11 protein-coding genes are annotated in these 12,598 nt (G+C 68.5%); 6 read left to right on the forward strand and 5 right to left on the reverse strand.

What is annotated here, in order from left to right:
- Positions 1 to 36: 36 nt before the first annotated feature.
- Positions 37 to 1,215, forward strand: a complete 1,179-nt coding sequence (locus tag SYV04_RS03895) for a hypothetical protein (RefSeq protein WP_321544216.1) — start codon at positions 37 to 39, stop codon at positions 1,213 to 1,215.
- Between the two features lie 10 nt (positions 1,216 to 1,225).
- Here the strand turns inward: SYV04_RS03895 and SYV04_RS03900 are convergent, their stop codons facing one another.
- Positions 1,226 to 4,330: a cyclic nucleotide-binding domain-containing protein gene (locus SYV04_RS03900; RefSeq protein ID WP_321544217.1), complete on the reverse strand. Its 3,105-nt coding sequence runs from the start codon at positions 4,328 to 4,330 to the stop codon at positions 1,226 to 1,228.
- A gap of 90 nt (positions 4,331 to 4,420) precedes the next feature.
- On the opposite strand from SYV04_RS03900, the gene SYV04_RS03905 reads away from it, so the two are divergent.
- Complete coding sequence (locus SYV04_RS03905; RefSeq protein WP_321544218.1) at positions 4,421 to 5,233, forward strand: RDD family protein; 813 nt, start codon at positions 4,421 to 4,423, stop codon at positions 5,231 to 5,233.
- Here SYV04_RS03905 and SYV04_RS03910 read toward each other — a convergent pair.
- Complete coding sequence (locus tag SYV04_RS03910) at positions 5,230 to 5,745, reverse strand: hypothetical protein (RefSeq protein WP_321544219.1); 516 nt, start codon at positions 5,743 to 5,745, stop codon at positions 5,230 to 5,232. The genes SYV04_RS03905 and SYV04_RS03910 overlap by 4 nt on opposite strands.
- 101 nt (positions 5,746 to 5,846) lie before the next feature.
- On the opposite strand from SYV04_RS03910, the gene SYV04_RS03915 reads away from it, so the two are divergent.
- Complete coding sequence (locus SYV04_RS03915) at positions 5,847 to 6,899, forward strand: tetratricopeptide repeat protein (protein ID WP_321544220.1); 1,053 nt, start codon at positions 5,847 to 5,849, stop codon at positions 6,897 to 6,899.
- A gap of 37 nt (positions 6,900 to 6,936) precedes the next feature.
- Positions 6,937 to 8,070: an FHA domain-containing protein gene (locus SYV04_RS03920; RefSeq protein WP_321544221.1), complete on the forward strand. Its 1,134-nt coding sequence runs from the start codon at positions 6,937 to 6,939 to the stop codon at positions 8,068 to 8,070.
- 51 nt (positions 8,071 to 8,121) lie between these two features.
- Here SYV04_RS03920 and sctV read toward each other — a convergent pair whose 3' ends face one another.
- From sctV to SYV04_RS03935, 3 genes are all read right to left on the reverse strand, one after another.
- Positions 8,122 to 10,251 (reverse strand): type III secretion system export apparatus subunit SctV, encoded by a 2,130-nt coding sequence (sctV, locus tag SYV04_RS03925; RefSeq protein WP_321544222.1) that lies wholly within the window; start codon positions 10,249 to 10,251, stop codon positions 8,122 to 8,124.
- Positions 10,252 to 10,317: 66 nt separating this feature from the next.
- Positions 10,318 to 11,058: a tetratricopeptide repeat protein gene (locus SYV04_RS03930; protein WP_321544223.1), complete on the reverse strand. Its 741-nt coding sequence runs from the start codon at positions 11,056 to 11,058 to the stop codon at positions 10,318 to 10,320.
- A gap of 81 nt (positions 11,059 to 11,139) precedes the next feature.
- On the reverse strand, positions 11,140 to 11,604 hold the full coding sequence (locus SYV04_RS03935) for a tetratricopeptide repeat protein (protein ID WP_321544224.1): 465 nt from the start codon (positions 11,602 to 11,604) through the stop codon (positions 11,140 to 11,142).
- Positions 11,605 to 11,905: 301 nt separating this feature from the next.
- Here SYV04_RS03935 and SYV04_RS03940 point away from each other — a divergent pair, with 301 nt between their 5' ends.
- Together SYV04_RS03940 and SYV04_RS03945 are read left to right on the forward strand one after the other, a co-directional pair.
- The gene (locus tag SYV04_RS03940) at positions 11,906 to 12,133 is read left to right on the forward strand and encodes a hypothetical protein (RefSeq protein ID WP_321544225.1); all 228 of its coding nucleotides are present in this window, start codon (positions 11,906 to 11,908) and stop codon (positions 12,131 to 12,133) included.
- A gap of 216 nt (positions 12,134 to 12,349) precedes the next feature.
- Positions 12,350 to 12,577, forward strand: a complete 228-nt coding sequence (locus tag SYV04_RS03945) for a hypothetical protein (RefSeq protein ID WP_321544225.1) — start codon at positions 12,350 to 12,352, stop codon at positions 12,575 to 12,577.
- Positions 12,578 to 12,598: the final 21 nt, after the last annotated feature.

Consider the following 12,598-nt stretch of genomic DNA (forward strand, 5'->3'; position numbering starts at 1 on the left):
AAGGACGCCACCCGCGGTGAGACCTGGGCTCACTCCGTGTGGGGTCATGTGCGCAGTGGCGCGACACACTTCCAGCTGCGGCAGACGCCCCCTCCGGGGAACCCGGTGCGGCAGTTCTTCCATGGGCTCAGCCTGCCGTTCCACATCGCGCGTGCCTTGCGCACGGATGCGGTGGCGTGGCGGCGCTACAGGCGGGTGGCCATCATCCAGTGCCTGGTCATCCTCGGGCTGGTCTTCTTCTTCAAGCGCTCGGCCTTCGACAGGGTGGACCTGGACTTGGGGCCGGAAGAGGCTCCGGCGGAGGCCATCGAGAAACCCGCGCAGGCCCGCCTCCAGCGGCAGTCGAGGCGGGAAGCCCAGGAGGCCGTACGCCAGGTCCGAGAGGAGCTCGCCGCGGCGGGAATCTCCACTCCCGAGATCAAGGTCGTCATCGATGAGGACACCTCGCCCGCCGAGGCTCCACCGAAACCCCCGGCCGCCGCGGTAGTGAAGAAGCCCCAGGAGAGGCTCGGGTTCTTCGCCCGCCAGCTCCAGCTGTGGGCGGCGCTGTTCGCGACGATGCAGATCGTCCAGTGGGTGGTCATCGCCCTGTCGCGCGACTATCACGACGCCATCTCGCGGGATGCGAGCCTGCTCACGGCGGTGGAGCCGGAGGACGAGCCGCTCACCCCCCGGGTGCGCCTCGACGTGACGTGGATGCAGAAGAAGGTCTCCCGCCGCATCCGGGGCTTCGTGGTCTTCGCGGCGGGGCTGCCCGTGCTCCTGCTGCTGGCCGCGCCGCTGTGCTCCGTGCAGAACCTGCTCGCCGTGTTCATCCCCGTGTGGAGCGCGTACTGGCTGGTGGTGTTCACGGCGGGCAAGAGCGCCCGGGCCTGGGAGAGCACCTCCGGGCGCCCGCCCTGGTTCCTGCGCGCCTGGACATGGCTCACCACGCGCATGCCCGGCTTCCGCTGGGAGACGCTGCAGGGCTACGGCAGGTTCTGGGAGCGGCGCACCCTGTCCGTCTTCTCGCCCGCGATCGAGGTGGAGAAGCAGCCCTGGGCCTTCGCCGGGCTCGCGCTCGTGCGGGCGCTGGCGATGCTGCCCCTGGTGAAGTGCTTCCTGCGCCCGCTCATCCCCGTGGCGGCCGCGCACCTGCTCGTGGCACACCGGGCCGCCAGCACTCCGGCTTCCCCCGTGGAAGCCCCCGCGCCGACCACCGCCTCCGCGGCCTGAGGCCCTGCGCTCAGCGCTTCGAGGGCAGCAGCACTTCCTGGGTGCTCGTGGTCGTGAGCGCGTTCTCCGCGGGAGCCGGCGCTGGGGCCGGCGCCGACTCGAGCAGCTCCCCGCTCTGCCGGGATGACGGCAGGTCGATGAGGGTGCGGATCTGCTGGCTCACCGCGCGGAAGAAGCCAGTGAGCAGCTCCGGGCGGTCGGCGAGCAGATCGAGGAAGTCACGCCGGTCGATGACGAGCACGCGCGTGTCCTCCACCGCGACGACGTCGGTGGGGCGCGGCGCTCCATCCAGCAGGCTCACGTCGCCGAAGGTCTCCTTGGCCTGGTTCCGCATCACGTGCTCTTCGTCGCGGAAGTGGTCCACCGAGCCCTCGACGATGACGTAGAGGGCGTCTCCGGGGTCTCCCTGGCTGTAGATGCGCTCGCCGGCGCGGAAGCGGACCTCGCGGGCCACCGCCGCCACCGCCGCGATGTCGTCCACATCGCTCTGGGAGAAGACGCTCACGCCCTCCAAGGCGAACATCTTCTGTACGGTCGCTTCACTCATGTCGTTCTCCTGCGGGGGCGGCACGACCAGGGAGCTCTGGCGCCGGGCCACGTGCCGCGCACAGGCGCGCAGCACCCCGTCCTCGCTCTGGATGAGCCCCTCCAGGTGGGACTCCAGCCGCCCCGCCGCGCCCAGGGGCAGCTCGCGGTGGTGGGCCTCCACCTGCTCCAGCACCCGCTCGCGGTCCTGCTCGGCGACGAGGTTCTCCATCAACTCCAGCGCGTAGGCCTTACGGCGCACGTCCGTGCCCACCAGGTGCTGGTGGACGCGCCGCATCGTCTGCGGCGTGTAGAGCAGCCCCAGCAGGAAGAAGGACAGCTCCAGCGCCTGGTCCAGCCGGTCTCCCACCGCCCGCGTCAGCAGCGAGGTGTCCCCCAGGGCCGCGCGCAGGTCCCGGTAGGCCTCCACCAGCTCGCGGTAGGTGTCATGCCGCCGCTCGATGGCCTCTCGCACGCGCGAGGCATCCACCGGGTGCTCCGGGTGCTCGTCCCGCAGGCGCGACATCTCCGCGCCGAGGCGGAACTGCAGGAAGGCATCGTCACGCACGTTGGAGAAGAGGAAGGCGTGCAGCGCATCCGAGGTGCCGATGAGCCGCAGCACGCGCGGCAGTTGCAGCCGCATGGCCAGCGGGGCCGAGCGGTTGTTGAGCGTCACCTCCAGCAGGGGCATCACCCGATCGCCCAGCTCCGCGAGCGCCTCGCGCGCCCGGCGCCGCTCCTCGCGCCAGGTGAGGAACGTCAGCAGCCGGGGCGCCAGCTCCAGGTAGCCGCCCACGCCCGCCGCCTGGATGGCCACGCGCCGCACGGAGGAGTCCGCGTCGGAGAAGTAGCGCGCCAGCGCCGAGGCGAAGCGCGCGTCCTTCAGCCGCCCGAGCAGCCGGGCCACCTCGCGGCGCTCGGCCACGGGAGACTGGGCGCCCCGGGCCAGCAGCGCGCTGAGCGAGGCGGTGGCCGCGCTGTTGACCTGGGTGTGCATGAGCGCCCCGATGGCCGCGCAGCGCAGCCCCACGTCCGGGTGCTCCAGCAGGGCCGGAAGCAGACGCTCGGCGCGCTCCGGCGACAGGCGCGCCAGGGCCCACACGGCCTGGTCTCTCGGGCGCCGGGGCCCCGTCTCCACCAGCCGCTCCAGGGTGGGCGCCGTCTCGTAGGCGCCCAGCTCCAGCGCCAGCTCCACACCGCGCTCCACCACGCGCTCGTTCGGGTGGCTCAGCAGCGCGGGCAGGTGCTGCCGCAGAGGCACCTCGCCCTGGGACATCATGTCCACCGCGCGCAGCACGCGCTCCGGAGCGCTGGCCCCCAGCGCCTCCACGAGCAGCTTCTGCGTGGCGCCGCCCACCACCACCTCTTCCTCGACGGGGGCGCCCACCTGCTCCTCGAGCGCCTCCACGTACGCGGGCTTGAGGCGCAGGAGCAGCACGCCCAGCGCCATGCACAACCCCACCACCGCCACGGCCATGGTGGTACCGGTGGCCGCCCGGCCCGCGCCAATCAGCAGCACGCCGGCGAGCACCACGCCCGCCTTGCGCAGCAGCCCATCCACCGCGCTGCGCACCGCCTCGCGCTGCTCATCCTGCACCGCCGCGTAGAGCAGCTGGATGCCCACGGGGAGGATGGAGTAGCTCACCGCCGTCTCCACCAGCCGCAGCAGGTAGACGGGCCACAGGTCCGGGGTGACGAGCGTGGCGCCCGCCAGCGGCGCGAGCACCAGCGGCACCAGCGCCAGGTAGCTGAGCAGCCCCAGCCGCCCCAGCAGCCGCTGCGCCAGCACGAGCTGGAAGCCCACGCAGAACAGGCCGATCCACAGCTGCAGCGAGCCGAACAGCGCCGCCAGCCCGTCCTCGCTGAGGGTGCCCTCCACGCGCAGGCGGAACAGGTAGTCCACGAAGGCCGACAGCACGGCGAAGGCGACGCCCAGCGCGCCCAGCACCTGCGCATAGGGGCTCTGGGCGAAGTAGAGCCAAGGCGCCGCCGTCGTCGCTGCGTGCCGGGAACGAGGCGCCGCCGACACCGTGCCCGTGTGGTAGCGGAAGACGATGCCCGCCACGAGCAGGCCCAGGGCGCCGCTGGCCACCACCATGGGGGTACCCAGCCGCACGGCCATGGCCTGCACGAGCAGCCCGCCGACGATGCCGCCGCCCATGCCAAAGCCATTGAGGGCGGTGAAGGCGCGCCGGGACTCGCGGGCATCGAAGGCCGCGGACATCCGCCCCCAGAAACGCAGGGAGACGAATGTCGTGAAGGCATCCGCGAACAGGTAGAGCGCGATCGCGGGGATGCGCTGGCCCGCGGACACGCCGGCGGCCAGGCCCAGGGCGATGACTCCGCCCACGGCGGTGAGCATGCCGGGCGACTCGGTGAACGAGCTCGCCTTCCGGCGGGGCAGCACCGTGAGCGCCGCCGTCAGCAGCGCGCCCACCAGGTACAGGTAGGGCAGGGCCTGGGACTCGAAGCGTGACAGGACCAGGGCGTTGGCAGCCGTTTTCAGCTGCGTCACACCGGCGATGAGGGCGAACTGGAAGGTCGCCGCGGGCCATAGGCGCTGGCCCCAGGAGGACTCGGACTCTGCCACGATGAGGAGAGCCTCAGATTAACCCAGCGCGCGGACTTTCCCACAATGACGCTCACCCGCTCGCGGGGCAGTCTGGCCTAGACTGGGGGGGTGACGCCCGCCTCCGACACGCTCCTGGACGGAAACCACACCGTCCTTACCCCCGAGTACGTGGAGTTCCGCTTCACCCTTGCGGGCATCTACTCGCGCTTCCTCGCCTGGTTGCTGGACGCGCTCATCGTCATCTTCGGCACCTCGGCGGTGCTCATCGTCCTCAACCTGGTGATGGCCTTCTTCCCCGGCGTCGCCAGCGCGCTGAGCATCGTCGTCTACTTCCTGGTGGACTGGGGCTACGCCATCACCCTGGAGACGGCCTGGAGCGGGCAGACGGTGGGCAAGCGGGTGATGAACCTGCGCGTCATCCAGGAGAGCGGCGTGCGCATCGGCTTCTACCATGCGGCGCTGCGCAACCTCGCCCGCCCGGTGGACAGGCTGCCGCTGCTGTACCTGGTGGGCGGCATCACCGCACTGGTCTCCCGCTCACACCAGCGGCTGGGAGACATGCTCGCGGGCACCATCGTCGTGCGCGAGCGCCGGCTGAAGGTGCCCTCCGCGCTGGGCACCTCCGGAGAAGAGGGGCTCCTGGCGGACCCGCTCTTCGTCGCCCGGGTGAAGAAGCTCTCCACCGAGGAGCGCGAAGTGGTGCTCTCGGCCGCCCTGCGCCGCGAGGAGCTGCGCCTGGAGGCCCGCCTCCAGCTCTTCTCCGCGCTCGGCACCCGGCTCCAGGAGGTGCTGGCCATGACGAAGCCCGCCCACCTCTCGGACGAGAAGTGGACGCTGCTGGTGGCCGCCGCGCTGCTGCCGCCGCCGGGCTCGAAGCGAAAGCTGCCGGGAGCCCGGTCCCGCGCGATCGCCGGCGCCTAGAAGTAGGCCGCCGCGGTGGCGCCGAACGTCAACGAGTTCTGCGTGTCCTCGTTGAGGGCGATGTAGATGTTGTACTGCCCTCGCAGGCCCAGGCTCACCGAGTCGCTCACGAAGTACTCGAAGCCGACGTTGGGGCCGATGCCCACATACTGCCCGGTGGTGCCCTCCCGGAGCACGAACAGGTAGCTGATGTCCGAGCCCGCGAAGGGCCGGAACGACTCCTCCAGGAAGAGGTAGCGGATGCCGATGGAGGGGGCCAGGCCCACCACCCGCTTGCCGGTGGCCGGATCCTTGGGGAAGGTGATCTTCGTCAGGGACACGAGGTCGAAGCCGCCCTCGATATAGAGGCTGGCGTCGAGTCCCAGGAAGAAGCCTCCTTCCAGGCCGGCGGTGCGGTTGAAGTCCATGTACCCCAGCGACAGGCCCAAGCTGCGGTTGGCGAACTGGGCGTGAGCGGGGGCGGCCCACAGCAGGGCCACGGTGAGACCAAGGGCACAGAAGAGCGTACGCATGGTGGGGCGGACTCTAGCGGCGTAACCCTTGGAAAACAGCTTGGATTTCATCCCCAGGGGAATTGATCCCCCCGTGGGGCCTCCCCTACACTCCCCCGGCCATGCGTCTTGTCCGTCTCCTCTGTACCCTGCCCCTGGTCACCGCCATCGGCTGTCTGTCCACCCCCGCCCCACACGAGCGCGCGCTCCTCAACAACGAGCTGTGCGCCCAGCAGCTCTCCATCAATGATCTGGAGCGCGCCGAGGTCTACTGCGACCTGGGCCTGGAGTTCTCGCCCCAGTACGCGGACCTGTGGGTGAACAAGGGCCTCATCAAGCTCAAGTACGGGAAGATGGACGAGGCCAAGAACCTCTTCATCAAGGCGCTGCGCTACAACCAGGAGCAGGCCCAGGCCTACCAGAACCTGGGCTTCATCTACCTGCAGGAGGGCTCCTACGGGAAGGCGCACGACAACTTCCAGCGCGCCCTGAAGGTGAACCCGGACTACCTCGAGGCCCGCTACAACCTGGCCCTCACCTACATGAAGCTGGACAAGATTCCGGAGGCCCGCAAGGAGTTCAACACCATCATCGCGGTGAACCCCAACATCGCCGACGCGCACCACAGCCTGGGCGCCATCGCCTACGAGCAGGGCAAGTACGAGGAAGCCGCCGAGCACATCGCCCGCGCGGTGCAGCTCTCGCCGGACGTGCCCACCTTCTGGCACGACTACGGCGCCACCCTGATGGAGCTCAGCCGCTTCACCGAGGCGAAGGATGCCTTCGGCTCCTGCGTGAACCTGGACCCGAAGAACCCCCAGTGCCTCAACAACCTGGCCATCGCCCAGCGCAAGGCGGCCCTGACGGACTCGGCCCTCAAGGAGCTGAAGGACACGCAGACGGCGGAGAACACCGCCCCCTCCCTCTACGTCCTGGGCAAGCAGTACAACGGCCAAGGGCTGGTGGCCGAGGAGGAGCGCACCTACAAGAAGTGCCTGCGCCTGGATGGCAAGTACGCGCCCTGCCATTACGGCCTCTTCGAGATCTACAAGGAGGCCCAGAAGAAGGACGCGGCCACCATCGCCTGCAAGAACTTCCTCAAGTACGGCTCCGCCGAGGAGTTTCCCACCGAGACCCAGACTTGTGAGAAGTTCCTGGCCGACGACAGCTTCTGACCTCTGACTCCCCTTCTCCCCCGGTAATGCCTTCGCGATGAGCGTCCGGCTCACCGTCACCCAGCGCAGTGAGGCCGGCAGTGCCGCCAAGCCCATCGAGCACCTGCTCGACGAGGCGAGCATCACCTTGGGCCGCGACAAGACCTGCCAGGTGGTGCTGGCGCAGCAGGCCGTGTCACGTAACCACGCGCGCATCTCCCAGGAGGGCAACCTCTTCTTCCTGGAGGACCTGGGCAGCGCCTATGGCACCCAGATCAACGGCAAGCCGCTGCCCAAGGGCGAGAAGCACCGGCTGAAGAACGGGGACGTCATCGCCATCGCGCAGTTCGACGTGAAGTTCACCCACGTGGCGGACGTGCCGAAGAACATCGGCTCGGAGAAGACGTCCTTCGTGGCGCGCAGTCTGGTGAAGGACGCGATGCGCGGCATCGCCAGCGGCGAGGGGCCCTACTTCCGGGTGATGAACGGCCCCCGCGAGGGCGAGCGCATCGAGATCAACGACGCCCAGGAGATCATCATCGGGAGAGACGAGACGGCGGACGTCATCTTCAAGGACGACCTCATCTCCCGCCGCCACGTGAAGCTGCGCCGCGACTGGTCCGGCACCCACGTGGAGGACCTGAACAGCCGCAACGGCATCAAGGTCAACAAGAAGAAGGTCAACCGCAAGACGCTCAAGGACAGCGACGAGATCGAGGTCGGCAACGTCCGCCTGCTCTATGTGGACCCCTCCGACGCGGCGGGGCCCTCGGTGGTCATCCCCGAGGAGCCGGTGGACGAGGGAGGCGGCGAGGAGGAAGAGGAGCACACGCAGAGCCTGCCGGCACACAAGGTCTCCTCGGTCTCCAAGCGCGTGGCGAAGCCGAAGGAAGAGGAGCCTCCGAAGGAGGAACCGCCCAAGGCGGAGGAGCCTCCCAAGGAGGAGGAGCCACCCCCGCCGGCCGAGCCGGATCCGCTGGCCTCCGAGCCGCCGCCCGAGGAACCGCCCCCGCCCGAGGAGCCGCCCCCGCCGCCCGTGATGCGGCCGCGCCCCATGCGCGAGGAGCCCATGGAGAGCGGGACGAGCCGGATCGGCGGATTCGACGTGCAGAAGATGGTGCCGCTGGCGCTGATGGGGCTGTTCGCCCTGCTGGCGATCGGCCTCATCATCGCGCTGATCGTCGGCGCCTGAAGCACGCCGCCCCTCCCCCGAAGGGAGAGGGGCGCATGCACGGCCCAGGAACTACCGGGTGGAGATACGCGCCACGGGCTGGATGTTGAGGTCCGGCGCGAGCTCCTGGTAGCTGAGCACGGAGAACGGCGGGTTGAACTCGTACTCCAGCAGCTTGCGCACGTAGCGCCGGATGTCCATCGCCGTGAGGATGACGGGGCGCTGGGCGCTGGGCGGCAGGTGGCCGCACTCGGCCTTCACGGCCTGGACGATCTCCTGGGCCAGCTCCGGCTCCAGAGCCAGGTGCGTGCCCGCCGAGGTGCGCTTGATCGAGCCGCGGATGGCCTCCTCGATCTGCGGATCCAGCAGGTAGACGACCAGGGTGCCGGTACCGCGCGCGTACTTGTGGGAGATGTAGCGCCGCAGGGCCGCGCGCACGTGCTCGGTGAGCATCACGTTGTCGGCCTCCACCTGCCCGTACTCGGACAGCGACTGGAGGATGCCGCGCAGGTCTCGGGTGGAGATCTCCTCCTCCACGAGGCGCTGGAGGATGTCCGTGAGCTTCAGCACGTTGACGACCTTCGGCACCACCTCCTTGATGATGGCGGGGAAGGCCTTCTCCAACTGGTCCAGCATCGTCTGGACCTCCTGGACGCCCAGGAAGTCACGCGCGTTGCGGCGGAGGATGGCCGCCAGGTGGAGGATGATGTAGCCGGGCACGTCCCAGGTGGTGAGCCCCGCGGCCTCGAGCGTGTCCCGGTACTGCTCGGGCACCCAGGCAGCCGGCTGGCGCGTGGCCGGGTTGATGGCCTCGAAGCCCTGGATGTTCATCAGCTTCAACCGGTCCACCGTGTCGTTCACCAGCACGTGGCCGATGGTGGCCTGACCGGTGACGACGGGCACCTCGTTGATCTGGATCTGGTAGGCGCCCGGCGGCAGGCCCGAGTTGCCACGCGCGCGCACGCCCGGGAAGCGTACGCCCAGCTCCACGAAGAGGCCGTCGCGCATGAACGGGATGAGCTCGAAGAGGAACTTGCCGCTGTCCTGCCGCGAGTCCACATAGGGCACCAGCGCGTCGCTCACCTCCAGAACGATGGGGGTAACGACGGGGACGAACAGCTCGGACTCGGGGTTGATGGGCTCCTTGGGCGCCGGCTCGCTGGAGGACGGAGTGCCGTTCTCCGACTCGGTCGGCACCATGCCGCCACCGCCCTCCTCCGCGACGGCCTCCTCCTTCTGCTTCTTGAGCATCTTCCAGGCGCCGAAGCTCGCCGCGCCGCCCAGCGCCAGGAAGGGAATGGTCGGCAGGCCGGGGATGACCGACAGCAGGAAGAGCATGCCGCCGGCGATGCCGATGGCCTTCGGGTAGGCGGTCAGCTGCGTGCCGACGTCCTTGCCCAGGTGGTTGCCCTCCTCATCGCCTCCCACGCGCGTCACGATGATACCGGCGCAGGTGGAGATGAGGATGGCGGGGATCATACCGACCAGACCGTCACCGATGGTGAGCAGCGCGTACTTCTGCGCGGCGGCGCCCACCTCCATGCCCTTCTGCATCACGCCGATGATGAGGCCACCGACGATGTTGATGACGGTGATGATGATGGAGGCGATGGCGTCGCCCTTGACGAACTTCATGGCGCCGTCCATGGCGCCGAACAGCTGGCTCTCACGCTCCAGGTCGCGGCGCTTGCGCTTGCCTTCCTCCATGTCGATGGAGCCGGCGCGCATGTCGGCGTCGATGGACATCTGCTTGCCGGGCATGGCGTCCAGGGTGAAGCGCGCGGCCACTTCGGCGACGCGCTCCGAGCCCTTGGAGATAACGATGAAGTTCACCACCGTGAGGATGATGAAGATGATGGCGCCGACGACGAAGTTGCCCTGAACCACGAACTTACCGAAGGCGACGACCACCTCGCCCGGGTCACCCGTCAGCAGGATGAGTCGCGTGGTGGAGATGGTGAGCGCCAACCGGTACATCGTGGTGATGAGCAGCAGCGTCGGAAACACCGACAGCCGCAGCGCCGTTGGCACGTAGAGCGAGATGAGCAGCAGCACCACCGAGATGCTGATGTTGAACGTCAGCAGCACGTCCAACAGCAGGGTGGGCAGCGGGACGATCATCATCCCGACGATCGCCACCACCACGCAGGCCAGGACGATGTCGGAATACTTGGAGAGGAAGCTGTTCGGATTGGATGCCATCGGCGGAGACCATCCTAGTCCGCCCCACGCCCGCGCCCCAAGTCCCTGGGGGTGGAAGCGTGCCGCTTAGCGCCGCTTCCGGTCCCGTTGCTCTTCCGCCACCTGGAGAAGCTGCTGTGCTCGCTGGACCAGCGGGCTGCCAGCCGTGCCCTCCTCGAGCACGCGCTGCAGATCCTGCTGGGCCAGGAGCAGATCGCCCCGGGCCAGGCGGGCCTCGCCCCGGTACAGCAGGGAGCTGAGCTCCTGGGGATCCTTGGAGATCGCCTCCTCGAAGCGCTCCAGCGCTCGCTCGGTGGCTCCCTGTGCAAGGTAGATGGCGCCCAGCTGGGTGTGGACCGGGGCGGTGGCCACCCCCAGGGTGACGAGCCGCTCCAGTACGGTGCGCGCCTCGTCCAGCTTGCCCTCGGTAAAGAGGCGGCGCGCGGTGGCCAGCCGCTCGGCGACGGAGCCCGGAGCGGGCTCCACCTCCGAGGGGGGCGGTGCCCGGGACGCCTGGGAGCGACGAGACTTACGAGAGGCGCGAGCAGGGGCCTCGGGCGCTTCCTTCGGAGCGGGAGGCGCCTCCACCTTGGCGGGGGGCGGCTCGGGCTTCACGGGTGGAGGGGGCTCGGCGGCCTGGGCGGCGGCAGGCGGCTCGGCCTTGGGCGCGGGCAGAGGCGGCGCGGGGTCGGCGGCGGCGCCTCCCTTGCGTGGGGGCCGGAGGGCGAGCTCGGGCACCGTGGGGCGAGCGCTGGCAAGCTCCTCCTCATCACGTTCCCGGCGCGACTTGGGCCGCGGGGCACGCTTCTCGAAGTGGTGGATCTTCACGGGGGCAGGAGGTTTCTTCCTGCCGGACCCCTGCGAATTGGCCATGGTCCAAGGAGCGCCGGGAGCCCCGGCGCCAGCGGCCTACTTCTTCGGTTGTTCGGAGTTGGCGCTCCGCTGGGCGGCCTCGATGGTCTCGATGGCCGCGGCCGCCAGCAGACGCGCACGCATGGTGAGAGGATCCTTGTTCTCGGGATCCAGATCGACGGCTCGAGCGAAGTCCTGGGCTGCCTCCATGATGTTGCCCAGCCGCAGGTGGACCTCTCCTCGGTTCACCAGCGCGGCGGAGTCTTTGGGGTTGAGCCGCAGCGCGTGATGGAAGTGCTCCAGGGCCACATCGAGGTCATCTTCCGCGAGGCAGATGGCACCGAGGGCCGTCCGGTAATACGCCTCGGCGGGGTCGCGCTCCGCCAGCTCCTCGAAGATGTGCCGGGCGTCCTCGTAGTTGCCTTGCTCGTACAGCTGGAAGGCATCCATGGCCCTTTCGAGCATCTCGGGGCCAGTGGTGCCCGCCTGCTGTGCGGTAGAGGCGTCGTCGGAGTTCGCCATCGGCGGTCATCCTAGAACGAATGAGCGGAGCCCACCTCTTCGCGGGCCTGGGTCACTTATCACGGTCCGCCGAGATCATGGAAGCCATCCCAACCCGGCAAGACCTGTTGCACGCGCCTGGGATCACGAACCCTTCGTGATCCATCGGCCTTCGAATCATCGAGCGCGGAGCCCCATTCGTTGCGCCCCGGGAAAAATGGGCGAAAAATGATCGGAGGAAACTCCGGGAGGGGTCCGACCCATAATCCATTTGTAAGGGTTGCTGCTCCCCACCTACCCCGCCTCTCTGAAGGAGACTGCCATGTCGATCACGAACAACGCCAACAACGCCATCCGCGATGCCAAGAGCCCCTCGACCCAGCTGACCTCCATCGAGCAGGACACCCTGGCTGGCCTCACCGGTGACGACTACAAGCGCGCCTACGCCCAGCTCATGCTCCAGAAGCAGCAGGAGACCGTCTCCTTCGTCTCCAACGTCATGAAGAAGCGCAACGAGATGATCATGGCCACCGTGGGTAACCTCCGCTAAGCCCTCGGTTTCTCTCGCTGTCTCTTCCGGCCTCGTGTGGCTCGCCCCTGGCGAACCTCACGGGGCCGGTTGCTTTTCGGCCCTCTTTTGACGCACCGCATCATGCCCGGGAGAAAATCTCCGAAAAATGATCGGAGGAAACTCCGGAAGGGCTCCGTCCCATAATCCATTTGTAAGGGTTGCTGCTCCCACCCACTTCTCCAAAAGGAATTCGCCATGTCCATCACCAACAACGCCAACAACGCCATCCGCGACGCCAAGAGCCCCTCGACCCAGCTCACCTCCATCGAGCAGGACACCCTGGCCGGCCTCACCGGTGACGACTACAAGCGCGCCTACGCCCAGCTCATGCTCCAGAAGCAGCAGGAGACCGTCTCCTTCGTCTCCAACGTCATGAAGAAGCGCAACGAGATGATCATGGCCACCGTGGGTAACCTCCGCTAAGCCTTCCGCTTCTCTCGCTGT

The organism is Hyalangium ruber, from assembly GCF_034259325.1.
GTDB classification, from domain to species: domain Bacteria; phylum Myxococcota; class Myxococcia; order Myxococcales; family Myxococcaceae; genus Hyalangium_A; species Hyalangium_A rubrum.